The organism is Streptomyces sp. NPDC001732, from assembly GCF_053596315.1.
Genome location: NZ_JBSFFY010000080.1, coordinates 1 through 23,734, shown reverse-complemented (window position 1 = coordinate 23,734; position 23,734 = coordinate 1). Strand labels below are relative to the sequence as shown.

At 71.7% G+C, this 23,734-nt stretch carries 19 protein-coding genes; 13 read left to right on the top strand and 6 right to left on the bottom strand.

What is annotated here, in order from left to right:
- On the top strand, nt 1-605 hold a 605-nt coding region (locus ACWCXX_RS36510), incomplete at its 5' end, for a polyphosphate kinase 2 (RefSeq protein ID WP_451134933.1).
- Nucleotides 606-623: 18 nt separating this feature from the next.
- On the opposite strand, the gene ACWCXX_RS36505 is transcribed toward ACWCXX_RS36510, so the two are convergent.
- The gene (locus ACWCXX_RS36505) at nt 624-1,496 is read right to left on the bottom strand and encodes a universal stress protein (protein WP_451134931.1); all 873 of its coding nucleotides are present in this window, start codon (nt 1,494-1,496) and stop codon (nt 624-626) included.
- A 458-nt stretch (nt 1,497-1,954) separates the two neighbouring features.
- Here ACWCXX_RS36505 and ACWCXX_RS36500 point away from each other — a divergent pair, with 458 nt between their 5' ends.
- Entirely contained in the window at nt 1,955-3,004 is a 1,050-nt protein-coding gene (locus ACWCXX_RS36500) for a hypothetical protein (RefSeq protein WP_451134929.1), read from the top strand.
- A 321-nt stretch (nt 3,005-3,325) separates the two neighbouring features.
- Here ACWCXX_RS36500 and ACWCXX_RS36495 read toward each other — a convergent pair whose 3' ends face one another.
- The 3 genes from ACWCXX_RS36495 to ACWCXX_RS36485 all read right to left on the bottom strand — a co-directional run bounded on the left by ACWCXX_RS36495 (nt 3,326) and on the right by ACWCXX_RS36485 (nt 6,710).
- Entirely contained in the window at nt 3,326-3,763 is a 438-nt protein-coding gene (locus ACWCXX_RS36495; RefSeq protein ID WP_451134927.1) for a hypothetical protein, read from the bottom strand.
- 489 nt (nt 3,764-4,252) lie between these two features.
- Nucleotides 4,253-4,426, bottom strand: a complete 174-nt coding sequence (locus tag ACWCXX_RS36490; protein WP_451134925.1) for a hypothetical protein — start codon at nt 4,424-4,426, stop codon at nt 4,253-4,255.
- A 70-nt stretch (nt 4,427-4,496) separates the two neighbouring features.
- Complete coding sequence (locus ACWCXX_RS36485; protein WP_451134923.1) at nt 4,497-6,710, bottom strand: tetratricopeptide repeat protein; 2,214 nt, start codon at nt 6,708-6,710, stop codon at nt 4,497-4,499.
- Between the two features lie 656 nt (nt 6,711-7,366).
- On the opposite strand from ACWCXX_RS36485, the gene ACWCXX_RS36480 reads away from it, so the two are divergent.
- Nucleotides 7,367-10,324, top strand: a complete 2,958-nt coding sequence (locus ACWCXX_RS36480; RefSeq protein WP_451134921.1) for a BTAD domain-containing putative transcriptional regulator — start codon at nt 7,367-7,369, stop codon at nt 10,322-10,324.
- A 1,073-nt stretch (nt 10,325-11,397) separates the two neighbouring features.
- Here ACWCXX_RS36480 and ACWCXX_RS36475 read toward each other — a convergent pair.
- Complete coding sequence (locus ACWCXX_RS36475; protein WP_451134919.1) at nt 11,398-12,312, bottom strand: hypothetical protein; 915 nt, start codon at nt 12,310-12,312, stop codon at nt 11,398-11,400.
- Nucleotides 12,313-12,380: 68 nt separating this feature from the next.
- Nucleotides 12,381-12,623 (bottom strand): tautomerase family protein, encoded by a 243-nt coding sequence (locus ACWCXX_RS36470; RefSeq protein WP_451134917.1) that lies wholly within the window; start codon nt 12,621-12,623, stop codon nt 12,381-12,383.
- A 253-nt stretch (nt 12,624-12,876) separates the two neighbouring features.
- Between ACWCXX_RS36470 and epsC the strand changes: the two genes are divergently transcribed.
- The 10 genes from epsC to ACWCXX_RS36420 all read left to right on the top strand — a co-directional run bounded on the left by epsC (nt 12,877) and on the right by ACWCXX_RS36420 (nt 23,634).
- Complete coding sequence (gene epsC, locus ACWCXX_RS36465) at nt 12,877-13,587, top strand: serine O-acetyltransferase EpsC (RefSeq protein ID WP_451134915.1); 711 nt, start codon at nt 12,877-12,879, stop codon at nt 13,585-13,587.
- A 43-nt stretch (nt 13,588-13,630) separates the two neighbouring features.
- Nucleotides 13,631-14,614: a PLP-dependent cysteine synthase family protein gene (locus tag ACWCXX_RS36460; RefSeq protein ID WP_451134913.1), complete on the top strand. Its 984-nt coding sequence runs from the start codon at nt 13,631-13,633 to the stop codon at nt 14,612-14,614.
- 2 nt (nt 14,615-14,616) lie between these two features.
- A complete protein-coding gene (locus ACWCXX_RS36455) occupies nt 14,617-15,207 on the top strand; it encodes a cupin domain-containing protein (protein ID WP_451134911.1) in 591 nt (196 codons plus the stop codon).
- 50 nt (nt 15,208-15,257) lie between these two features.
- Nucleotides 15,258-16,205 carry a DMT family transporter gene (locus tag ACWCXX_RS36450; protein WP_451134909.1) on the top strand — a complete coding sequence of 316 codons (948 nt, stop codon included), beginning with the start codon at nt 15,258-15,260 and terminating at the stop codon, nt 16,203-16,205.
- Nucleotides 16,206-16,514: 309 nt separating this feature from the next.
- Nucleotides 16,515-17,342: a cupin domain-containing protein gene (locus ACWCXX_RS36445; protein WP_451134907.1), complete on the top strand. Its 828-nt coding sequence runs from the start codon at nt 16,515-16,517 to the stop codon at nt 17,340-17,342.
- A gap of 8 nt (nt 17,343-17,350) precedes the next feature.
- Complete coding sequence (gene asnB / locus ACWCXX_RS36440; RefSeq protein ID WP_451134905.1) at nt 17,351-19,210, top strand: asparagine synthase (glutamine-hydrolyzing); 1,860 nt, start codon at nt 17,351-17,353, stop codon at nt 19,208-19,210.
- Nucleotides 19,207-20,307 (top strand): PrpF domain-containing protein, encoded by a 1,101-nt coding sequence (locus tag ACWCXX_RS36435; RefSeq protein WP_451134903.1) that lies wholly within the window; start codon nt 19,207-19,209, stop codon nt 20,305-20,307. The genes asnB and ACWCXX_RS36435 overlap by 4 nt, the downstream gene beginning before the upstream one ends.
- Entirely contained in the window at nt 20,286-21,536 is a 1,251-nt protein-coding gene (locus tag ACWCXX_RS36430) for an acyl-CoA dehydrogenase family protein (RefSeq protein ID WP_451134901.1), read from the top strand. The genes ACWCXX_RS36435 and ACWCXX_RS36430 overlap by 22 nt, the downstream gene beginning before the upstream one ends.
- Nucleotides 21,524-23,011 carry a dihydroorotase gene (locus ACWCXX_RS36425; protein WP_451134899.1) on the top strand — a complete coding sequence of 496 codons (1,488 nt, stop codon included), beginning with the start codon at nt 21,524-21,526 and terminating at the stop codon, nt 23,009-23,011. Before ACWCXX_RS36430 ends, ACWCXX_RS36425 begins: the two co-directional genes overlap by 13 nt.
- On the top strand, nt 23,008-23,634 hold the full coding sequence (locus ACWCXX_RS36420; protein ID WP_451134897.1) for a flavin reductase family protein: 627 nt from the start codon (nt 23,008-23,010) through the stop codon (nt 23,632-23,634). Before ACWCXX_RS36425 ends, ACWCXX_RS36420 begins: the two co-directional genes overlap by 4 nt.
- Nucleotides 23,635-23,734: the final 100 nt, after the last annotated feature.

Sequence of the window (23,734 nt, the reverse complement as noted above, 5' to 3'; positions counted from 1 at the left end):
TCGTCGCGCTCCCGCGGCCCACCGAGCGCGAGCGCGGCCAGTGGTATTTCCAGCGCTACGTCGAGCACCTTCCGGCCCCGGGGGAAGTGGTCCTGTTCGACCGGAGCTGGTACAACCGCGCCGGCGTCGAGCGCGTCATGGGATTCTGCACCATGGAGGAGCACCAGCGTTTCCTTCGCCAGTGCCCGATCTTCGAGCGCATGCTGGTGGAGGACGGCATCCTGCTGCGCAAGTACTGGTTCTCGGTCAGTGACGCGGTGCAGGAGGAGCGGTTCCGGCGCCGGCTGCGGGACCCCACCCGCCGGTGGAAACTCTCGCCGATGGACCTGGAGTCGATCACCCGCTGGGAGGCCTATTCGCGGGCGAAGGACGAGATGTTCGTCCACACCGACATCTCGGAGGCCCCGTGGTACGTCGTCGAGAGCGACGACAAGCGCAGGGCCCGGCTGAACATGATCGCCCACCTCCTGTCGACCGTGCCGTACGAGGCGGTCGCTCCGCCGGTGATCGAGCTGCCCCGGCGGCCTCCGGCCACCGGGTACCAACGGCCGCCGAGAAACCTTCAGACGTACGTCCCCGACCACGCGTCACGCCTCAGGGCGTGAGGCGAGGGGCTCACTCGATCAGGCCGTGAGAGGTACGACGGCCACCGGACAGTCGGCGTGGTGGAGCAGGGTGTGGGCGACTCGGCCGAGTTGAAGTCCGAGGCGGCCCTGGCGGCGATGCGCTCCTACGACGATCAGGTCCGCGGCGGCCGAACGCTGCACCAGTACCTTCGCGGCCGTTCCCTCCACCGCCGCCGAGCGCAGCCGGACCGTCGGGGCTTCGCGTACGACCTCCGCCATCGCTTCGTCGATCAGGGTCGCCGCACGTTCCTTGTGGTACAGGTGCTCACTGGCAGTGCGCCGGGGGTCGGCACGATTGTGCGAGGGACAGCGCCAGGCCCGTACGGCGTCCAGTTCGCAGCCCCTCGCCCCGGCCTCACGGAAGGCGAACCGCACCGCCGCCGGTCCCCCCTCCGGGTCCCCGACGCCCACGAGGATCCGCCCGTGCATGCCTTCGATCCCGGCCCTGTCACCGCGCACGACGATGACGGGGCACGGGGCCCGCGCGGCGACGGCCAGACCGACCGAGCCGAGCAGAAGTCCGGCGAGCCCACCACGGCCCCGATCCCCGGTGATCAGCGCCTCGGCGTTGCGGCCCTCGTGCAGCAGGGCGATCACCGCGTCCTCGGGCTTCGCCTCGGCAGAGACGTCGACGTCCGGACGACGGCGCCGGACCCGCTCGGCGGCGGTTTCGACGATGCGGTCGGCGAGCGCCCGATCGGAGGGCCGGCCCAGGCCGAGTGCGAGTGCGGCGCCCTCGTAATGCTCCCACCCGAACGCGTACACCAGTCGCAGCGGCAGCCCGTGGAGGGCTGCCTCATCGGCGGCCCAGTCGACCGCCCTCAGGCTGTTCTCCGATCCGTCCACGCCCGAGACCAGGGGAAGCTTCATCGTCTCCACCGCCTTCCGCTCGCCTGCCGGGGAGAGCGCCTGTTCTCACGGTCGCACCGGAACGTACCGGCGGCGAGGGCCGGTCCGGCCCGGACGGGGGACGTCCGGCCCTCTTCGTGGTCCGGCTGGACCGCATTGCGCGACGTGCTTTCGGCAGCGGCACGACAGGGGCCGGACGTGCTCGTCGCCGCCCCGGCGTCCGGTTGGCCCGCGGGGCGCCGGAGGCGACGGCGGAGGGACCGGGCGGCGGCCCGGTCCTGCGCTCGGGCGCAAGGAGCGACCCGGCCGGCAGGGCCGCCAGGTGCTCCGGGATCGCAGAGCCCGCCCGGGGCTGCCCGGCCCGGTCCCGGAACATACACTTCTCGGCCTCGGCAATGGGTAGGATCACGCCCCACACTGAGCGGGCGGTTCGAGTCGCGCCGCGCGCGGCACAGACCGAAACAGCGGGGGTACACGGCATGAGTACGAACGGCAATGGTTACTGGGGGCCTGCGGGCGGTCCCGGACCCGGCGCCGGTGGACAGCCGGGCCCGGGTCCCGGCCATCAGCCCTACCCCGGGGCCGGACCCCACCCGTACCCCAGCGGCCCCTACCCGTACCCCGGCGGTCCCGGCGGCGGGCCCTACCCGCCGCAGCCCGCGCCCGTTCCGCCGCAGGGGTACCCGGGGCATCCGCAGGGCTGGGGCCCGTACCCGCCACAGCCGCACGGCGGTGGCCCGCAGCCGCCGTTCCCGCGCCCGCCCCGGCCGCCGCTGACCCGCAGGCAGCGGATCCTCAAGTGCGTCTACAACCCGTTCTACGCCGCCCAGCGGGCCTTTCGCCCCTCGCGCCCGGACGCCGTCGAGGACCCGACGGTGCGCAAGATCCAGATGTGGCGGACCGGGCTCGGCATCGCCGCCTGGCTGGCGCTGGTCATGTCGTACAAGCCGGTCGACACCGCCAAGGGCGTCGGGACCGTCGCGGACGACAAGTTCAACCAGAGCTGGATCAGCACACTCGTCCTCGTGTGTGCCTTCCCGTTCGTGATCGCCCTTTTCGCGTTCGCCGCGCAGGGTGCGCTGCGCGGGCTCTACCTGCGTCGGTCCCTGAAGTCCTTCGGGGCAGTGGTGGCTCTGATGGGGTCCATGGCCACGTTCCCCCTCGCCGTCGCGCCCGACCCGGCGACCGCCGGGTTCCGTGACGCCATCGGGACCCCCGGCAGGGTCGTCCTCATCACCCTCTGCGCGTGGTCGCTGGGCTTCGCCCTGTACGGGATCGCGCTCTGCCTCATGCACGTGTTCCGCACCGCCGACATCCACGAGGTGCTGCCGCCGATCCTCGCCACCTTGCTGGTGTGGGTGATGGCCGCCCTCGACACGATCAACAACGAGAATGCCGAGGTTCCCGTCCTTGCCCGGATCGTGTTCCTGCTCGGCGCTCCGGTGTCGGTGACGGTGTTGTCGTGCTGGGAACTGTACCGGCTGCGGAAGTACCACGGCCTGACCGTACGAGGGGCCCTCGGCCGCTGAGGGCTGTCCCGCAATGCCTGGCAACTCCGGCCGCAGGAGCTGGGGTTCGGCTCCGGGCAGACGTGCCGGCAACGTTTGGACCGCTGACAGAAGGCCGGAGTCTTCGCGCAGTTGCACCGCATCCTGCTCGCCGAACTCAACGCGGTCGGCGAACTCGACTGGACTTGGCCATGATTGTCCCAGGCTCTCACGATGCAGTTCAAAGCCGGAGGAGACCTCGCGAATTCAGGAACCCACTGGTCGTCACCGGACCTGCCGCTCCCGGCCCGGCCGCCGCCGTCGGGTGTGGTACCACCACGCACCGGACTCGGCGCGCGGGATCTACGGGGCAGCCGCCTTGGTGAGCACCAGGGACGGTGGCCCATCGGGGTCGGGCTGGACCTGCACCACCAACGGGCCTCTCGGGAGGATCTCTTTGCCGCCGAGTGCCACCCTGGAGTTCACGTGGAGTTGGATGTCGCCGATCTTGCCGAGGCCGCCCTCCTCGGTCTCCAGGTAGACGAAGTCGGAGGCCTTGTCGCCGGCAACAAACTCCCATCGGCCATGGAGGTCGAGGGGGTCGGTACCTCCGCTCCCCTTGGCTTCGTCTGCCGAGATGTCAGTGGCAGAGAACGTCCCGTCGGGATCGAGCAGGATCTCGCCGCCGGTCTCGTCACTGCGGTAGACGCCGGGCAGCTCGTCGGCGTCGGTCGGGGCCGCGCGCCCTGACGTGAGTACCGCAGAAGCGGTCAGCGCGGCGACGAGCCACCGCCCACCCATCCCCCCTGATCATCATCGTCCCAGCGTAACGGCATCACGAACAGCCGCATCGTCACATCGGTCACCCCCGACCAGGAACCCTCGACAAGATCGTGTCACGAGTTCTCATGCCCCTCTGCCTCGATCGTGTCGAGCTCGCTCTGCAGTGCCTCGGCCAAGGAGGGCCGTCCGGCAGGCTCCGCGGTGGTCGGCTGCCCGGGGAAGGCAGGATGGAACTCGACCGCCGAGGCGTTCCGCACCGGCAACGTCGTCCACGTGTCCGGCCGGTTGGTCCATGTCCAAGGGCCCGACGCACACAGCGGCTCCGGTATCGAGCTGCCCCCGTGGCCGACAGTCGAGTCCTTCCTCGCCGACCTGACCCGCTGGGCCACGCGTACGGTGTCCGTTCTCAGGGAACCCAATCGCTGTGCCGGGGCTGAACGATCCCGGCGCTCTCGGCCTGGGCTGCGAGCAGGAAGAGCGCACCGACCCGTACTCCGAGGCCCGGCCCTACCCGAATCGCGGACCGGTCGTGCTCCGCTCCAACGAACCGGGGAAGGGCTCGACCCAGCTGTACTGCACCGACTCGGCCGCCGTCTTCGGCAGGATCCTGGAGACCGTGCCGGTGGAGACGCTCGTGGTGATCGGGACGGGCTGCACCGTGGAAACCAACCCGACCGTCATCCAAGGGTCGTGCCCGCGGTCCGCGTTCCCGCCCGGAACACGGACCCGCAGGCGCCATCTGGGGAAAGGTCTACGGCTCGCTCCCGGCGGCCCGATTCCGCCAGCCGGCGAGGTTGTTCCGGGTGATGAGGATGTTGGGGTGGTCGGGGTCCAGGACACGTAGCTGGTGCTCCAGCAGCTCGGCGAAGGCTTCGGCGGCACCGGCCGGATCACCTGAATGTCCACGCCAGAAGGCAAGGTTGTGGCGGGTGAAGAAGGTGTCGGGGTGGTCGGGGCCGAGTACCAGTAGCTGGTGCTCCAGCAGCGCGGCGTACGCTTCGGCGGCCCTGGCCGGATCACCCGCGTACCCCAGCCAGTTGGCGAGGTTGTTTCGGGCGATCAGGGTCTCTCGGTGGTTGGGGCCGAGTACCCGTCGGCGGTCGTTCACCAGCGCGGCGAAGGCCTCGGCGGCGCCTACCGGATCACCCGCTTCTCCCCGCCAGAAGGCGAGGCTGTGGCGGGTGGCGAGGGTGATGGGGTCGTCGGGGCCGAGTACCCGCAGTCGGTTGTCCAGCAGGATGGCGAGGGTTTCGGCGGCGCCGGCCGGATCCCCGGCCCAGCCCCGCTGACTCGCGAGGTTGTGGAGAGTGGCGAGAGTGTCGGGGTCGTCGGGGCCGAACACTCGAACGTAATCGTTCAGCAGCTCGGCGAAGGCTTCGGCGGCACCGGCCGGGTCCCCTGAATGCCCACGCCAGAAGGCAAGCTGATAGCGGACCCGGAGCGTGCTCCGGTGGGCATGGCCGAGGTGACGGTCGGCTGCCGCGGCAAACCATTGGTAATGGGTGATCGCGGCGCCGATCTGGCCGGACTCGCCCAGGCTTCTGCCGATCCGGTCGAGCACCGTGCTGACGTCGGGCCGGAAGAGACAGCCGGTCTGCTCGGTGCAGGAGATCAGCGCAGTGGTGCAGGTGCGCAGGGCCTGAGCGAGGGCGGTGTCGCGTTCGACGGCCGGCCAGGCCGCCAGCAGCGCTTCGGCTGCGGCGTAGGCGGTCTGCTCGTACCGCTCGGAGGTGAGGGTGTCACGGGTGGAGCGCTGGACGATCTGATGGACGCGCACGTCCTGGTCGGCCTCGTCGGCCGACGGTGCTGTGAGGAGACTGAGGCGGTGCAGCGCCCGCAGCGCGCCCAGCGCGTCGTCGGCCGATACCGGCGTACCGGTGTGCGCGGCCAGGTGGGCCAGGGCAGGGGCGCTGGTCAGGACGGCGGCCGGGATTCCGTTCGAGGCGAGGAAGGCGGTCAGTTCCAGCATGGGGCGGGCGAGCCCGGCGGGGCGGAGCCGGTCGGCGTACTCCACCGACAGGCTCCAGGCGGCGGCCATGGTGTCGAGCTGGTCGTCGGGCAGGGCGTCCGGGCTGAGGTCTTCGAGTGTGCGTACCTGCCGCGCCAACCGCTCCCGGTACGCGCTCACGCGGATACCGGCGTCCGCGATGTACGCCGCCGCCTGCGACAGGGCCAGCGGCAGATGTCCCAAGTCGACTGCCAGTGCAGCGAGTTCGCCTTCAGATTCGGTCCGTCCATCGGCGGCCAGTACAGCTGACAGGTAGGCGACGGCTTCGTCGGGCGTGAACATTCCGACCTCGACGAGCCGTCTGCCCCCTCGAAGGAGGGCCGCGTCGCGGCGCCGTGTGGTCACCAGTGTCCGGCCGTGCGCCACGGCGGGCGGCCACAGTCCGGTGAGGTCGTTCGGGTCGGCGACGTCGTCGAGGACGACCAACCACGTGGGCCGTCCCGCACGCAGCCACGCGAGGAACTCGCTTGCAGCCTGCTGAGGATCGGCCAGGTCCGCCCCGCACACCTGCGCTCCGGCTTGCGCGAAAGCCGCCACGATCGCGTCGCGCCTGGTCGCGCTGACCCACACCAGCAGATCAACGCCGCTGCCGCCGTTCCATGCCTGCTCGGCGTAGTCGGCGGCGAGCTGTGTCTTGCCGACCCCGCCCATGCCCGTCAGCACCTGGCACAGCACCACGGTCCCGCCGTCGGTGGCCGCGTCCTGCAGCCGGGAGCGCTCGGCCCGGTCCTGAAAGGCCCCCGCTCGCGGCGGGATCTTCCCCACCATCAGCGGCCACGGCACCGGCTGCCGGGCAGGAGGGTGCACGTGCTGGTGGACCTCGCCGATCCGCTGCGCGGCAATCGAGTTACGGCCTTCGGCATGGATCTCGATGTGCCCACCCGCGGCCGCGCCACCGCCCGGCGCGCTTACCGAAGCTGATAAGTCGTCAGAGGCGGACTCCTGCTCCTCGTTCATCCGAAGCACCCCCCAATCCAGTGGTCACACAACGACTGTAGGGCGTCATCCGGCATACCGGCCCGGCATTCCGTCGCCCAAGGGTTGTCCCGCAACCCTTGGACGCGGCCGGTTCAGCGCCGTCCCAGCTCCTTCACCCGGTCGAGGAAGCCGACGCCTGCTGGACGGGAACGGTGCACGGAGCGCCGACACGGGCACGAGCCCCTCCTGTCACGCATCGCTTCGACTCCGTGAGTACGCCATGAGAAACGACGTCCAAGGGCCTCGTGACCGGGCGCGGTCACCCTCGTCGAACAGAGCGGACGCCCACCGGTGTGGATCGTCGGCCGGTCGCCGAGATCGTCCGTCCCGAGCGCATGGTCAATCGACAACGGCAAATGTTGACGGCAAATCAATTCCGCTGAAAAACAATCACTTGAGGCCACGCAGTGGAGTGCCGTCTTGCCGCCCACCTCGACACCCTGATGTGATGACCCACTCGGGTCGGCAGGACTGGGAGCGTCGGCATTCGTGGGGTGGCAGCAGGGGCTGCTCCGGGGCCCGCTGGAGGGAAACGTTTCATGGGCGAGGACACAGGGGAGCTGAGAGTACAGTTCCGGATTCTGGGCTCGTTCGAATGCTGGGACGGGGCGGAGCGCGTTCGAGTGGGTGGCCCCGTGCACGAAAAGGTGCTGGTCACTCTCCTGCTGGAACCCCAGCGCGTGCTTCCCGTCTCCCGCTTGGTGGAAGCCGTCTGGGACGAGAATGCCCCCGCCACCGCCGCCCACCAGGTACGCAAGGCGGTGGCGGAGTTGCGTCAGCGCATCCCCGACGGGCGCAATCTGATCGTCACCGAGGGGCCGGGTTACCGGGCGCTCACCGTACCCGACCAGGTGGACCACAGCAGGTTCACGAGGGGACTGAAACAGGCCAGGGAGGCCACTGCTGCCGGACAGAACGCGCTCGCCGCCACGGCGCTGCGCGAGGCGCTGGAGTTGTGGCGGGGTCCGCTGTTGTCGGGCAGCGGCGGCTCGGTGCTCGCCGCCGCCTCCGCGGCTCTGGAGGAACGGCGCCTGACGGCCGTCGAGCAGCTCTTCGATTTGCGGCTCGGATCGGGAGAGAATGGTGAACTGATCGGTGAATTAAGGGAATTCATCGATGCGCACCCGCTGCGCGAAACTCTGCGCGGCCAGCTGATGCTCGCCCTCTTCCGATCCGGCCGTCAGGCGGAAGCCCTGGAAGAGTTCGCCAAGGTCCGCGAGTTCCTGATCGACGAACTCGGCATCGGCCCCGGCGACTCGCTCACCGAGCTGCACAACGCCATACTGCGCAACAGCCCCGAGCTCGCCGCCCCGCCGCAGACCGCCGCCGCTCCGTTCACCCCGGAGGGCAAGCCTTCCACTCTCCCCTACGACCTGCGCGACTTCACCGGCCGTGAGGAGGAGGTCCGCGAACTGCTCGGGTTCGTGGCGGAAGCACCCGGCACGGGGCCCCTGATCATCGCCATCGACGGCATGGGCGGCAGCGGCAAGACGTCGCTCGCCGTACGCGCCGCTCATCAGCTCGCCGACAGCTACCCCGACGCTCAGCTCCACATCGACCTGCGCGGGTTCACGCCCAGCGGGCAGCCGCTCAGCGCGGGCGCTGCCGCCGAGGCACTGCTGCGGGCGCTCGGCGTGCCGGGCGACCGCATCCCGGACGACGCGGAGGGCCGCATCGCCCTGTGGCGGCGCACCATGAGCGCCCATCGCATGATTCTGCTGCTCGACAACGCCCTGGACGAGTCCCAGGTGAGACCGCTCCTCACCTCCCCCACCGAGACCCTCGTCCTGGTCACCAGCCGTGCCCTTCTCGTGGACCTCGACGCCGCGCACACCGTCTCCCTCGGTGTCATGCCGCCCGGCGACAGTGTCGCGCTCGTCGAGGGCGTCCTCGGCCGCACCCGCGCCCGCGCCGAGCCGGAGGCCGTCGCGCAACTGGCAGAGCTCTGCGGCCATCTCCCGCTCGCCCTGCGCATCGCCGCCGCCCGGCTGCGCAAGCGTCCCCGCTGGACCGTCCGCTACCTCGTCGACAGGCTCCGCGACGACGCCCACCGGCTGGCCGAGCTCAACTCGGGCGAGCGCAGCGTCGAAGTGACCTTGCGGCTCTCGTACGAGGGCCTGGCGGCCGAGACCCGGGAGGCGTTCAGGATGCTGGGCCAGCATCCTGGGACCGAGATCGACGTGTACGCGGCCGGCGCCCTGCTCGACAAGAGCGCGCGGGAGGCGGAGGGGGTCCTGGAGTACCTCCTGGACATGCACCTGCTCCAGCAGCACGAGACCGGTCGCTACGCCTTCCACGACCTGGTCCGCAGCTTCGCCCAGAACCTCTCGCGCGGCAGCGCACGCCCCCTGCCCGAACCCGGCGGCGCGAACGCGGGCGTGGGTGACGAGGAGGCCGCGCGCGCCGTACGTCGGCTCCTGGACTTCGCTCTGGCCGCGACGGACGCCGCCTGTGACATGCTTTTCCCCGGACGTGCCCGGATAAGCCGACCCGAGCTCCGGTCGGCCGCCGAGCTCCCTCCGCTCAGCACCCCGGACCAGGCCCGGGAATGGCTGGAGCGGGAGCAGGACTCGCTGATGGCCGCCGTCTCGCTGGCGTACCGCTGGGAACTGGACAGCCATGTGGGGCTGCTCGCCGCCAACGTTGTCTTCCCTCTCGACCTGCGTGGACGCCTGGAGGAGTTCCGGGAGTTGAGCCGTACCGCGATCACCGCCTCCCGTCGGCTGGGCGACCCGGCCCTGTTGCGGTTGAGTCTGTCCAACCTCTCCGTGGCCTGCTGGAAGCTCGGGCGCTTCGAGGAGGGGATCGAGATGGCGGAGGAGGCGTTCAGGCTGGCCGTCGGTCTCGCCGACCGGCGCGGCGAGGCCAAGGACACCGGCGTCCTGGGCCTTCTGCTCAGCGCGTTGGGGCGGTACCACGAAGCGCTTCCCAGGCTGCAGCAGTCCATCTCGATCAAGCGGGAGCTCGGGGCGGAGCGTGCCGAGGCCGAGTCCTTGACCAACCTGAGCAATCTGTACGCCGAGTGGAGGCGCTTTCCGGAGGCGGTGGAGGCCGCCACCCGTGCCGTCATGCTCTGCCGCAGCATCGGTTCCATCGACAAGGAGGTCGAAGGGCTCACGGAGTTGGCGGTCGCCAGGCTCGGCCTGGGCGAGGTCGAGACGGCCGCCGATCTGCTGGGCCGTGCCCGCAAGCTGGCCGTGGACGTCATGTCGCCCGCCGACATGTCCTTGCTGCTCGCCCTGTCCGCCGAGGCTGCCGACCGGCTCGGCGAGAGCAGGCCGGCCACCGAGTGGGCGGAGTCGGCGCTGCGGCTGGGAGATCTGAGCGGCGCACCGATGCGTGAGGCCGCCGTCGGCAACATCGTCGGCCGGTTGCACGCCCGCAACGGCCGGTACTCCCTCGCCCTCGACCTTCACCAGCACGCCCATGACGCGGCCTCCGGCGTCGGCTACCGGGTGGAGGAGGCACACGCGCTGGCCGGTATGGCTCACGCCCTGGAGCACCTCGGCGACCACGGTTCGGCCCGGGTCCACCGGGAGACGGCGGACAAGGCGTTCGAGGCCATGGGGATTCCTGCGGCCCGAACGGCCTGACGAGGTTCCCTGCCCGAGCGGCGGCCGAGTACCGCGAGGCCGGTTCCCGGCACCCGCATCACCGACGCCGGGAAGGCCGGTGCCGCGCTTCCCCTCGTCGGGGAGCGGGGCACCGGCCTTCCAGCAGGGGTACCCCGTGCGGCGGCAGGCATCAGGCCTCAGGCCTGAGGCCTCAGGCAGCGAAGTTGGGGCCCTCACCATCGGACGCGGGGCCCACATTCGGACCCTCACCACTGGACGGGGCAACCACGTTCGGGCCCTCGCCATCGGATGCGGGGCCCACATTCGGACCCTCGCCGGAGTTCGGCTCTGCAGGCGGGGTGTTCGGACCCTCACCACTGGACGGGGCAACCACGTTCGGACCCTCACCACTGGACACGGGGCCCACGTTCGGACCCTCACCATCGGACACGGGACCCACATTCGGACCCTCGCCGGAGTTCGGCTCTGCAGGCGGGGTGTTCGGACCCTCGCCCGTTTCCGTGCCGAGGGCCTCGGCGCCGGTGCCCTTGAGGACCAGGTGCGCGGCGACCGCGGAATCGAGTCCGGTGCCGCTCGTGGAGTTCGCCGAGGCGGCAGCGGCGCCGCCGATCGTGAGAACGGCCACCGTGAGGATTCCCGCCATCGTGAGCACCGAGTTCCGCATCTGAGTTCCCGCCTTCTGGAGTGGTCCTGCCTGGACTTTCCTGCTGACAGGAATGACATTGGCGTGCCCCGCTCCCGGGTCGTTCCGCTTCGGTTACCCGCTTCCGCCCGCAACAGGGAACGCAGCGGGAAACCCTCGCCGTCGGGCGCGGGAAGGCCCGTGGCCGGGAACGCCCGGTCGCGGGCAGAGGGGAAAAGGGCCTGCCGAATCGCTCGGGTTCCAGGGGTCGCCGCCCACGCGCGCGAACGTTTCGACGCCGTCGCCGCCGGACATCACGGCCCTCCACGCACAACGCCCGGCCGGGAAACCCCGGCCGGGCGCCTGCGTGGACTCCTCGTGGCCTGACCGGCACGACCCCGTGGTGCGCCCGACGATCCTCGGAAGGCGCCCGTTCGGCGGGCCCTTCGCCGGGCGGTAGGAGGCCGGGTCAGGCCGGGCGGTCGAGGACGGCCGCTGTTCGGACGGCCAGTTCGGCAGGGGTGAGGGCGGTGAGCAGGACGTGCCCGTCCCGCACCTCCCGCACGTCCGCGAGTGTCGTGATCCGGTCCGGCACGTCGGACGGATCGGGCAGCGGGACGGCGGCGGCGCAGCCGACCGTCGCCGGCGCGTCCAAGGGGCTGCCCGACAGGGCGCGTACGAGTTCCCGTTCCGGCACGAGTCCCGTGGTCAGTTCGATCAGCCGGGAGGTGGGCCAGCCGGCCTGTCGTGGAAGTGATTCGATGACGCGCGGTCCCTGGTCGGTGCGGGCGATGCGGGTGAAGGCGTACCCGAACTCGTACCCGACCAGGTCCAGGAGGCCCGTGGCCAGGGCTCGGATCTCCGCTTCCTCCTGGCTGGTGATGGGCGCGGGGAAGGTGTGGAGGGGGGTGTCCCCGCGCACCGTGCCGAGGGCGTCGTCCCCGGTGCCCGCTTCGGGCCCGGAACCGGCGCAGGGCGTTCCCCGCGTCGTGAAGCGCAGTTCGACGATGCCGGTGACCCGGTGCATCCCCTCCGCCGTCAGCGTCTCCACGCCGTACTCGATGTCGTACGGCGGTGGCCCGTCCCCCGGCCCGGTGCACAGCGTCAGTGCCTCCCACTGGGGACCACTGCGCGTCATCAGGCCCTTGATCTGTGACGCGTCGGCGAGCAGCCGGGCCGCGGTGGCCGGGTTCGGGGACACGCCGAGGTGTTCGGCCGTCTCCAGTACGGCGGGCAGGGTACTCGCGTCTCCGCAGGCGATCAGCGTGCCCACCCGGTGGGTGCGGACGGTCTCCACCAGGTGGTCGCGCAGCTGGTCGTCCGTGAAACCGGCCGTGTCGGCGACCGTGACGACGTGGAATCCGGCCTCTGTCGCCGCAGTCACCAGCCGGGGCGTCGGACAGACGAGGAGGAGAGACCGCGGATCGGAGGAACGGGATCCGGCGGGTGCCGTCACGGCTGCTGTCCCCCGGTGTCCTGCGGGGCGGTCAGGCCGGTGGCATCGGCGGTGGGGGGCGCGTCGGCGAGCAGGCCGCCCTTCCCCCAGTGGCCGGGGTCCACATCCCGCACGATGACGGTGACGGCCTCTTCGGGGCATCCCGCTATCCGGGACACGCAGGCGGTCAGCTCACCGACCAGTTCCTGACGCCGGGCACGGTCGTTGCCCTTCCACCAGTCAACGGAAATCACAGGCACGGGAAGCTCCTCTGTTCGCAGTGGGACTACTCGACGGGGTGCGGCCGACCGGTGGGCCGACGTGCAACCGACCGGGTGGGGCACAGGCGAGTGTGGGAGCAGCCGTTCCCGTATGTTTCCCGCCACGTTCCCTCTCGGTTCCGTCGAGGGCCTCGGCGGTCCCGGCGGACGGGAACGGGCCGGGACTCCGGCGGGAAGGCGACCCGGCACGCTCTGTTCCAGTCAAAAGGCCCGCCCCGCCACTGGAGCCACGATGAGCCTGCTCAGTCCGACGAAACCGGAGCCGAATCCGTCCTCCGGCCCCGCCTCCTCCCCCGCCCGCACCACGGGCTCCGGGACGACGGGTGCCACCCCCGCTTCCGCCGCACCCCGCCTCCTGTCCGCCCTCCGCGAGGATCTCGGCGTCGTCGTGGCCCGGGACCCGTCCGTACGGAGCAAGAAGGAAGCCGTCCTCCACCCGGCGCTCACCGCGCTGTGGGCTCACCGGGTCGCTCACCGCATGCACGGCCGCGGTCTGCGGATCCCGGCCCGGCTGCTGGCCCGGTGGGCGCGCCGCGTGACGGCCGTGGAGATCCATCCCGGCGCGGTCCTGGGCCGTCGGGTCTTCATCGACCACGGTGCCGGCGTGGTGATCGGTGAGACCGCCGTCGTCGGCGACGACGTGACCATGTACCACCAGGTCACCCTCGGCGCGGTCGGCTGGTGGAGCGACAACGAGCGGCCCGAGGGCGACCGTCGCCACCCCGTTGTCGGCAGCGGCGTCGTCCTCGGCGCCAACGCCACCGTCCTCGGCCCGGTGACCGTCGGCGACCGTGCGGTCATCGGCGCGCAGGCCCTCGTCAACAAGGACGTCCCCCGCGGTGCCCGGGTGCTCGCGCCCACCGCCGTCATCAAGGAGCCCGGTCGCCGACCGGAGCTGATGGAGGACGTCTTCACCGTCATCGCCTCCGCGGGTTCCTGGTGACCCGTCCGAACTCCGTGCCGACCGACTCCCCCGATTGCGAGAGATGAGAACCGTGCCGATCACCGCACAGGCCCCCTCGGCCCCCATCGCCCCCGCCCGCCCGGCCGTCGCCTCGCGCATCGAGGACCTCGTCGGCTCCACCCCGTTGCTGGAACTGCGTCTGCGCGACCTGGCGCCCGGTGCGCGAGTGCTGGCGAAGCTGGAGTCCGCCAACCCGATGTCGTCCAGCAAGGACCGCGCCGCTCTCTACATGCTGCGCGCCGCGGAGGAGCGCGGCGCGCTGCGGCCCGGCGGCACCGTCATCGAGGCCACCTCCGGGAACACCGGCATCTCGCTGGCCGCGTTCGCCGCCTCGCGCGGCTACCGCTGTGTCATCGTGCTCCCGGACAACGCCACGACCGAGCGGGTCAAGCTGCTGCGCGCCTTCGGTGCGGAGATCGTCCAGACGCCGAGCGCGCTGGGTTACCCGGGGGCGATCGCCGAGGCGGAACGGCTGCACGCGGCGACCCCGGGTTCCTGGTTTCCGTGCCAGCACGAGAACCAGGACAACGTCCTGGCGCACTACGAGACCACGGGCCCCGAGATCCATTCCGCGGTAGCGGCCACCGGCTGCCGTATCGCGGCCTTCGTCTGCGGGGTCGGCACCGGGGGCACCCTCACCGGCGTCGCCCGTCACCTCAAGGAGCAGGACCCGGACGTGCGGGTGATAGCCGTCGAGCCGGAGAAGTCTCCGATTCTGTCCCGGGGGTACGCGGGCCAGCACCGCATCCCGGGCCTCAACGGCGGTTTCGTCGCCGACACGACCGACGTCTCGCTCATCGACGAGGTGCTGACGGTCTCCGACGAGGACGCCCTGCTCACCGCCCGTCGACTCGCCACCAGCCAGGGGTTGTTCACCGGTGTCTCGTCCGGCGCGGCCGCCCGTGCCAGTGAAATCGTCGCCCGCAGGCCCGAGTTCACCGGCGGTGTCGTGGTGACGCTGTTGCCCGACACGGGGGAGCGGTACCTGAGCATGTGGGAGGCCTGAGCATGAGTCACGCGATGTTCCGGGCGTACGCGGACGCGGTGAAGGCGGAAATCGGAGTCGCCACGACGACGCGTTTCATCGCTCTGGCGGAGACCACCGACGGGCGATTCGGGCTCTTCCACCATTCCATGCTGCCGGGTGCCGGCGGCGCCGCCCCGCACTACCACTCGCGGATCTCCGAGTCCTTCTACGTGCTGACGGGCGAAGTGCGCCTGCACGACGGCACCGGCTGGCGCACTGCCAGGGCGGGTGACTTCCTGCACGTGCCGGAGAACGCCGTGCACGGCTTCCGCAACGAGAGCGACGCGCTCGCCGAGATGCTGATCATCTTCACTCCGGCCGAACACCGCGAGGGGTACTTCGAGGGTCTGGCCGAACTTCTCGCCGACGGCAACCGCCCGTCCCGCGAGGAGATGGTCGCCCTGATGGAGAAGTACGACCAGTTCGAGGTGGACGCCCCCGACACGGATCACGACCACCCGCACGCGCACGGGAGCGGACCCGCGCACCACCACGACCCGGGCGACACCCACCCGCACCACCACAGTCCGGGCCACACCCACCCGCACCCGGCCCCGCTCCACCATCACTGACCGACGGGGCGCCGTTCGCCCCGCCCCGTCCCTCCGAGGAGAAACACAGCATGAACCTCGTCAACTGGGGCCGCTTCGGCCTGCTGGCCGCCCTGTGGGGCTGCAGCTTCGCCTTCATCAAGATGTCCCTGGAGGCCTTCGCGCCCCTCCAGCTCGCCTCGGGCCGGCTGATCGTCGGCGCCCTGGTCGTCCTCGGCATCCTCGCCCTGAAGCGGCTTACCTTCCCGCCCCGAAAGCTCTGGGGTCACATCGCCGTCGCCTCCGTCTTCGGCAACGTCGCCCCCTTCACCCTCTTCGCCGTCGGTGAGCAGCACACCACCGCGACCACGGCCGGGGTGATCCAGGGCGCGACCCCCCTCATCACCCTGGGCGTCGCCGCTCTCGCGCTCTCCGAGGAGAAGCCGACGACCCGCAAGGTGGCCGGCCTGGTGGGCGGGTTCATCGGACTGATCGTGGTCGTCGGACCGTGGAACACCGACGGTTTCGGCACGCTCGGCGGACAACTCGCCTGCGTCGGCGCCGCGGCGAGCTATGCCGTCAGCTTCGTCTACATCCGCCGCTTCATCGGTCCCCACAAGCTGCCGGCGCTCTCCGTGACCGCAGCCCAGCTGGGCACGGCGGCCGTCATCACCGTGGTCGTCACCACGTTCATGACCGGCTGGACGCTGCACGGCGACCTCACCGCCAAGCCCCTGCTCGCCCTGCTGGTCCTCGGTGCCGCCTCCACCGGTATCGCGTTCGCCCTGCTCAACCGGCTGATCGCGGACGCCGGTCCGACCACGGCGTCCGGCGTGAACTATCTCGTGCCGGTGTTCTCCGTCGTCGTCGGGGTGCTGGCCCTGGGCGAGCCGCTGACCTGGAACGTGCCGGTGGGTGGCGTCGTCGTGATCGCCGCGCTCGCCGTTGCGGAGGGGCGCGTCTCCGCCCCGTCCCGGCGGGCGAAAGCGGTACCGCCGCCGGTCGTGCCCGCCGCCGTACCGGAAAAGGCATGCCCGTAACGAAGCACAGCACAGCGCACCACACCGAGCCGGGGCCGGCGCGGACACCCTTTCCGGGAGTCCGCGCCGGCCCCGCTCCGTTGTGCCCGTTTCCTCAACGCCCCTTTGTCGCAATGCTGTTGAGTTCCGCACGAAGGACCTTTTGGTACGGGACGGTTCCCGGTCGTCTCCTTCGCCAGGGTAGCGAAGCGGGAGTACGGCGGGACCGGCCGGGGCGAATCTGAGGTCACAGGACGAGGACGGGGCCACCTCACCCGCTCCTTCCCCGCTCTCCCCTCGTCTCCTCCCCATCTCCAAGGAGCCCTTCGCATGACGCGCACATCCACGTCGGGAACCCTCGCCGCGTCCCCCCTCGGGGACGCCCGGATCATCACGGCCACCGAGTTCGTCTTCGCCCCGCTGCCCGGCCGACGCACCACACTCGCCACTCCGGTGAGCCCCGCCGCGGGCGCCACGCACGTCACCCTGCACGTCGTGCGCATCGCGGCGGGCGAGTCCTTCAGCCCGGACGGGAGCGCCGGGGAGGAGAACACCGCGGTCGTCTTCGACGGCCGCGGCACCGCGACGGTCGGCTCCCGCAGCCACCGGGTCGAACGGGCCCACGCCGTGTACGCGCCCACAGGGCAGGTCCTGAGCCTCACGGCCGAGGCCGAAGGGCTGACCGTCTACATCTGGCGCACGCCGCTCGCGGCGGGCCGCCGGCCCGGCACGGACCCCGAGCCCTTCTCCACCCTCTGGGACGAGACCACCCAGCTGCGCGGCTTCGGCGGCACCGGACAGATGGCCCCCGACGCCGACCGCGCCACCATGAACTTCGTCTTCTGGCCCGGCAACGGCAGCAGCCAGCTCTGCCTGCACTGCGGCATCCAGCAGCCGGGCCAGACCTTCAACGTGCATCTGCACCCCGACAGCGACGAGGCGTTCATCGCCTTCGAAGGCATCGGCCAGCTGTACCTGCGCGACCGCTGGATCGACGTCGCCGCCGGGGACGTCCTGTACGCGGCGCCCGGTGTCCTGCACGGGGCGCGCAACCCGCACACCGGTCCCGACGCCCGGCGCTTCGTGACCTGCGGCGGTCCCAGCCCGTACGACCCGGCGCTCTACTCCGCAGCCGGCCTCTCCTCCGACGTCAGGTGATCTGAGCCATGTGCCGTATCCATGGATCCTTCCATGCCCGTACCACCGCCCAGGAAATGCGCGACGTCGCCGCCCTCCAGCACCACGGCGGGCCCGACGCCCAGTCCTTCACCCAGCAATCGGGCTGGGCCCTCGGCAACAACCGGCTGTCGATCATGGACCCCGAGGGCGGTGCCCAGCCCTACCGCCTCGGTGACATCACCGTCGTCTTCAACGGCGAGCTCTACAACCACGACCGGTTGCGCACCGAACTCATCAGGCAGGGCTTCCACTTCGAGGACCGGTGCGACGGATCGATCCTGCCGGCGCTGTACCTCACGTACGGCGAGCGGTTCGCCGAGCGGCTCGACGGCATGTTCTCCGTCGCCGTCATGGACCTGCGGCGCGCCCCGCGTCTCGTGATCGCCACCGACGCCTCCGGGATGAAGCCGCTCTACTACCACTGGGAGGAGCGCAGCGGCCGCTTCCACTTCGCCTCGGAACTGCCCGCCCTCCTCGGCTTCACCGCCGTGCGTCCCTACGAGGACGAACTGGGCCTGCACACCTACCTGTCGGCGAAGACCCCCTTCGGCCGGCGGACCATGTTCCAGGGCATCGAGGTCCTGCCCCCGGCCGCCACCGCCGTCGTGACCCGGGAGGAGGGCCTGCGTCTCACCACTCGGCGGATGGGATACGAGTCCGCCCCGCCGGTCGCCGAGGAGCGCAGCCTCGCCCAGGTGGGCGAGGAGCTGCGCGAGCTGCTGGCCCGCGAGGTCTCCCGGCTGCTCGTCGCCGACGCGCCGGTCGCCGCCATCACCTCCGGCGGGCTCGACTCCAGCCTGGTCACGGCGCTCGCCGCGCGCTCCCTGTACGACCGCGGGGCGTCCGGGGCACTGCACACCTTCAACATCGCCTACACCGGCGACTGGCCCGGGGACGAGCGCGCCTTCGCCGCGGAGGTCTCCCGGCACACCGGCACGGTGCACCACCAGGTGGAGATCGACCCGGCCACCTTCCCCGACCTGATGGGCGACGTCGTACGGCACCTCGGCCAGCCCAACGCCGATCCGATCACCCTCAGCACCTTCTCGCTCTTCCGGGCGGTCCGCGACGCCGGGTTCAAGGTCGCCCTGACCGGGGACGCCGCCGACGAACTCTTCGGCGGATACGCCCGCATGACGCAGGCGCTCGCCGCGCCCGGGGGGACGGACTGGGCCGGCGCCTACCTGGACCACCTGGCCGCCGTCCCCCGTGCCCTGCGCGAGAAGCTGTACACCGCCGAGTACGCCGACCGCGTCCTCTCCTCCGGCTCGTCGTCCATGCCGCCGGGCCTCATCGACATGCTCGCGCACGGCACCGGCAGCCGGCTCCAGCGCATCTCCCGGATCGAGCAGCGCTACCGGCTTCCCGCGTACCACCTGCGCCGGGTCGACCATCTGTCGATGGCGAGTTCGGTGGAGGCCCGGCTTCCGTTCTGTCAGCCGAGTGTGGTGCGCTACGCGGCGACCCTGCCCGACCGGCACCGGGTCGTTCCCGGGGTCGGCGTCAAGCGCGCGCTGTACCGGGCCGCCGAGGGGCTGTTGCCCGACAGTGTGCTGAACCGGCCCAAGCAGCCGTTCACCCTGCCGATCACAGCGATGCTGGCCCCCGGCCAGCGGCTGTGGGCGATGGCCCGCGACGTCCTGTCCCCGCAGGCGTTGCGCTCCGACGGACGGCTGCGGTACGAGGCCGTCGACGCCCTCTTCGCCGAGCAGGCCGCCCGGCCGTCCGACAACGCGTCCCTGGCCCTCTGGGCACTGATGTCGCACCAGATGTGGCGCAGTGAGTTCTTCGGCGGGTCCGCCGGAACGACTCCGCGCACGCGTGAACTGGCGGTGGCCACCGGATGAGCGTCTCCCTCGCCCGAGCGCACGGCGCGCCCTGTCCCACCGCCGTCCTGGACGGCCGTGACTTCCCCGAATCCGAACCCCAACTGCTGGGCGCGCTGGCCGACCTGCGGGCAGAGATGTCCGGGCAGGGCGCCGGCGACGTGCTCAAGAACGCCATCGTGCGCCCTTCCCGCCACCCGTTGTTCGACCTCGACTACCGGTTCGTGCAGTCCCTTCCGCAGAGTCACGACAGCTTCGACCTGCGCGGTTCCTGCGGTCACTCGATCCTGGCCGCCGTCGAGGCGGCCGCCCGCACCGGCATGATCCAACCGCTGGTACCGGGCTGCCGGGTCCGAGTCAACGTGCTCAACAACGGCGACAACGTGGTCTGCGAGACCGAGGAGACCTCCGACGGCGGCACCCGGTTCACCGCCCACTTCCTGTGCTCGCCGCCGCTGAGGCTGCCGGAGCTCCTCATGACGGGCGACCCGGTGACCCCCGTCCCCTTCGAGGGCCGGATCGTGCCCGTCTCGCTGGTGTCGATGGGCAATCCGTACGCCTTCGTCGACGCCTCGTACCTCGGGGCGAGCACTCCCGGGCAGCTCTTCGCGGACGATCCCCGTTTGTTCGACGCCATGACCCGGTTGCGGATCGCGGTCTGCGAATCGCTGGGATGGGACACCTTCGGTGCCTTCCCGAAGATCGCGGCCCTGCTGCCGCAGGAGGGCGGAGGGCTGTTCGTACGGGCCGTGTCCGTACCGTCCTGGCACCCCACCGTCGCGCTCACCGGCGCGATCTGCCTGGGTGCCGCCGCCGGCATCGCGGGCACCGTGCCCCGGTCCCTGGCGGGGCGGGCGGCGCAGGACCCCGACGCGCTTCTGCCGGTACGCACTCCCGGCGGCTGCGTACGGGTGGCCGCCCACTCGACGCACGGCTCCGACGGGGAACGCAGGCTCGCCTGGGTGTCCGTCGCCGAGAAGCAGGTCGAGTACCGGGGGCTGCTGCCGCGTCCCCGGCCCGCGGCCCCGCAGAACGGTTTCGTCGCCCCCCGGCCCTCCGTACTCCCCCCGTCCGACCGCGTATCCGAGGAGACCCCGTGGGTTCCGTTGACAGCCTGACCACCGTGCGCGGGAGCACCTCCGCGCGGGTGCTGACCGACACTCACGCCGTGGCTCCGTTCGCGGCGGCCGACGTCCGCCGGGGCGGTCGCGCCGGCACCGCCCGGACCGTTCCCCCGGTCCCCTCGTCCGAGGTGCTGAGCCGTCTGGCGGCCTGTGCCGAGGCGGCCGACCTCAGCGGGGAGCCGGACCGTGAGGCCGTCGCCGTGCTCCGCGGGAGCGGACTGCTCGCGCTCGTCGTCCCCGAGTCCCACGGCGGGGCCGGTGCCGATGCGGCGGCGCTCAACACCTGTGTCGAACAAGTCGCTTCGGTGAACGCGTCCGCCGCGATCATGCTCTTCCAGCACTGCGCCGTCACCAGCCGGATCGTCGAGAACGGCACCCCCGCCCAGCACCGCGAGCTGCTGCCCAAGCTGGCCGGTGGCCAGTGGCTGGCCGCTTCCGCGTGGTCGGAGAGCGGGGCCGGTGCGGACAAGAAGAACCTCGCGACCCGGGCCCGTCGCACCCCCGACGGGGGGTGGATCCTCGACGGGGCGAAGTCCTTCACCACCAGTGCGGGGCTCGCGGACGTGTACCTCGTCCTGGCGCAGTCGCGGGACGAGTCCCCCGCACCGGCCGCCGCCTCGCAGGACACCGGATACGGTGCCGCCGGGCAGACCTTCTTCCTGGTCCCCGGGAGCCATCCCGGTCTGCTGCCCGACACGTCGATGCGGCTGGCCGGGATGCGCGGTTCCGCCACCGGCTTCGTGTCCGTGCGGGAGTGCCACGTCCCGGACTCCGCACGGCTCGGCGCGCCGGGCGTCGCAGCTTCCATCATCGCCCGGGTCCGCGACAGCGGCGCCTCGCTCGGCGCGGTCGCCGTGGGCATCGCCCAGGCCGCGCTCGACGCGGCACACGGCCACGCCGAGCGGCGCGGACTCTACGCCCACCAGGCGGTCCGGCACCGCCTGGTGGACCTGGCCACCCAGGTCGAGTCCGCCCGCGCGGTGGTGGAACGGGCCGGCCGGCGCACCTCGGCCGACCCGGGGCTGACCACGCTTCACTCCAAGCTGGCCGCCTCCGCGGCGGCCGAGCAGGTGGTGGCGGACGTCGCCCGGTTCCTCGGCTCGGCCGGATACGTCGAGACGCACCCGATCAACCGGTTCGGGCGCGACGCCCGTGCCGTCGCCCTGATGGGACCGACCAACGACCTCTGCAAGGAACTGGTGAGTCTGCCGTGGAACCGTTGAAAACCGCCTCCTCCTCCCGTACGTCTCCGTTCTCCCCCCGGGTGTCCGCCGCAGCGGCGGACCTGGTGGTGGAGGGAGGCCGTCTCGTCACCCCCGAGGGCGTCGTCGAGGGCGGCGTCGTCGTCCGCGACGGCCGGATCGCGGCCCTCGTCGCCCCCGGCGACCCGCTCCCCGCCGGGCCGCGCCTGGCTGCCCGGGGCCGGTACGTCCTGCCGGGCCTCATCGATTCCCACGTGCACTTCCGCACTCCCGGTCTGGAGCACAAGGAGACCTGGGAGACCGGCAGCCGGGCGGCCCTCTCCGGCGGGGTCACAACCGTCATGGATATGCCCAACACCCGTCCGCCGTCGCTCGACGCGGCATCGCTCCGGGCGAAGGCGGCCCTGATCGCGGGCCGCTCCCACGTGGACCACCGCTTCCACCTGGGGGCGGATCCCGACCACCCCGAGGTGCTCGCCGACCTGGACCCGGCCGTCGCGACCTCCGCGAAGGCCTTCATGGCCGGGCACCACACCGCGCCCGTCGTCTTCCGCGAGGCGCACCAGCTGGAGGCGGCCTTCGCAGCCGCCTCGCGCGGCGGCGTCCGCCTCGTGCTGCACGCCGAGGACCAGCACGTCTTCGACCTGCTCGACTCCCGCAGCGGCGACCCCGAGTCGTACGGCGCCTACGAGCCCCACCGACCGCGCTCCGGGGCGATCGTCGCCGTCGCCAAGGTGGTCCATCTGGTGCGTACCCACGGCACCAAGGTGCACATACTCCATGTGTCGTCGGCCGAGGAGACCGACCTGCTGGTCGCCGCGGCTGCCGAGGGACTGCCGATCAGCTTCGAGGTCACCGGGCACCACCTGTCGTTCACCGACCACGACACGGCCCGGCGCGGTCCCCGTACCCGGCTCTCCCCGGCGATCCGTGCCCCGCGCGACCGCGAGCGGCTCTGGCAGGCGGTGCTCGGTGGCGAGGCCTCCACCATCGGCAGCGATCACGCTCCGCACACCGTCGAGGAGAAGAACCGCCCTCCGGCCGAGGCGCCCCCCGGGCTGCCGGGCGTCCAGGAACTCGCCGTCTCCGTGTGGACGGGCCTGCTCGCCCGGGGCGTCGAGCCCGACACCGCGGCGGCCCACCTCGCGCGGTTGATGGGGACGGGGCCGGCGGACCTGTTCGGGCTGACCGGCAAGGGCCGGTTGGCGGCGGGCGCGGACGCCGATCTCGCGCTCCTCGACCCGACCGCGCGGTGGCAGCTGTCCGCGGGGCACGTGGAGTCGCTGTGCGGCTGGTCGGCCTATGAGGGATGGACGTTCACCGGCCGGTTCACCACAGTGGTGAAGGGCGGCCGGGTGGCCTGGGACCTGGACCGCGGAACCGTGGGCGAACCCCTCGGCCGGTGGCTGCCCGGACCGGTCCTTCCGGCCGCGGATCTCCCCGGGGCGCAGTCCCCGGCCTCGCCGGTACGGGAACTGGAAGGGGCTGTCCGATGAGCGCCACGGTCCTGCTGGCCCAGTCCGCGCCGGATGCGGCGACGGCCGCCGCCCCGGAACGCGGGCTGCCGGACGCCACCGCCGCCCCGGACCCGGGAGCACCGCGCGTGGCGATGTCCGGTGACATCTCCGCCGACGAGTTCCGGGCCGCCATGGCGTCGCTCGCCGCCCCCGTCACGGTGGTGACGTGCTACGACAAGACGGGAAGCCCCCGGGGGCTGACGGCGAGCGCGGTGTCCTCGCTGTCGCTGGACCCCCCGCTGCTCCTGGTCTGTCTGGACCGGGGCTCGCGCACCCATGACGTGCTCACCGCGGCGGACGCCTTCACCATCCATCTGCTCGGCCCGGAGAACGAGGAGCTGGCGAGGAAGTTCGCGGGCCCCACCGACCAGCGGTTCGGGAACGTCCGGCTGGCATCGGGCCCGACCTCGCGCCACGCGCCCCAACTGGCCGACAGTGCACTGCGGCTGACCTGCGCACGGCACGACGCGATCGAGATGGGGGACCACACGATCCTGGTGGGGCGGGTGGCCGCGTCCGACTGCCTGGGCCGCCCGGCGGGGGGCCTGGTCTGGCACCACAGGGGCTTCGCCCACGCAAGGCCGGTGGTGCAGGGGCGCTGACCGGGCACTCCCGCTCCGGACCCGTCATCGGTCGGGCCGGCCGTCACCGGCCGGCCCCCCCCGGCGGGGGCGGGGCGTGGGGCCCCGAGAACCCCGCGCA

Bases quoted from the DNA above. Each gene is read 5' to 3' on its own strand.
- ACWCXX_RS36445 (WP_451134907.1), top strand. From the start codon at position 16,515: ATGACGCGCACATCCACGTCGGGAACCCTCGCCGCGTCCCCCCTCGGG.
- ACWCXX_RS36450 (WP_451134909.1), top strand. From the start codon at position 15,258: ATGAACCTCGTCAACTGGGGCCGCTTCGGCCTGCTGGCCGCCCTGTGG.
- ACWCXX_RS36435 (WP_451134903.1), top strand. From the start codon at position 19,207: ATGAGCGTCTCCCTCGCCCGAGCGCACGGCGCGCCCTGTCCCACCGCC.
- ACWCXX_RS36420 (WP_451134897.1), top strand. From the start codon at position 23,008: ATGAGCGCCACGGTCCTGCTGGCCCAGTCCGCGCCGGATGCGGCGACG.
- ACWCXX_RS36485 (WP_451134923.1), bottom strand. From the start codon at position 6,710: ATGAACGAGGAGCAGGAGTCCGCCTCTGACGACTTATCAGCTTCGGTA.
- epsC (WP_451134915.1), top strand. From the start codon at position 12,877: ATGAGCCTGCTCAGTCCGACGAAACCGGAGCCGAATCCGTCCTCCGGC.
- ACWCXX_RS36500 (WP_451134929.1), top strand. From the start codon at position 1,955: ATGAGTACGAACGGCAATGGTTACTGGGGGCCTGCGGGCGGTCCCGGA.
- ACWCXX_RS36455 (WP_451134911.1), top strand. From the start codon at position 14,617: ATGAGTCACGCGATGTTCCGGGCGTACGCGGACGCGGTGAAGGCGGAA.
- ACWCXX_RS36495 (WP_451134927.1), bottom strand. From the start codon at position 3,763: ATGGGTGGGCGGTGGCTCGTCGCCGCGCTGACCGCTTCTGCGGTACTC.
- ACWCXX_RS36505 (WP_451134931.1), bottom strand. From the start codon at position 1,496: ATGAAGCTTCCCCTGGTCTCGGGCGTGGACGGATCGGAGAACAGCCTG.
- ACWCXX_RS36460 (WP_451134913.1), top strand. From the start codon at position 13,631: ATGAGAACCGTGCCGATCACCGCACAGGCCCCCTCGGCCCCCATCGCC.
- ACWCXX_RS36490 (WP_451134925.1), bottom strand. From the start codon at position 4,426: ATGACGGTCGGGTTGGTTTCCACGGTGCAGCCCGTCCCGATCACCACG.
- asnB (WP_451134905.1), top strand. From the start codon at position 17,351: ATGTGCCGTATCCATGGATCCTTCCATGCCCGTACCACCGCCCAGGAA.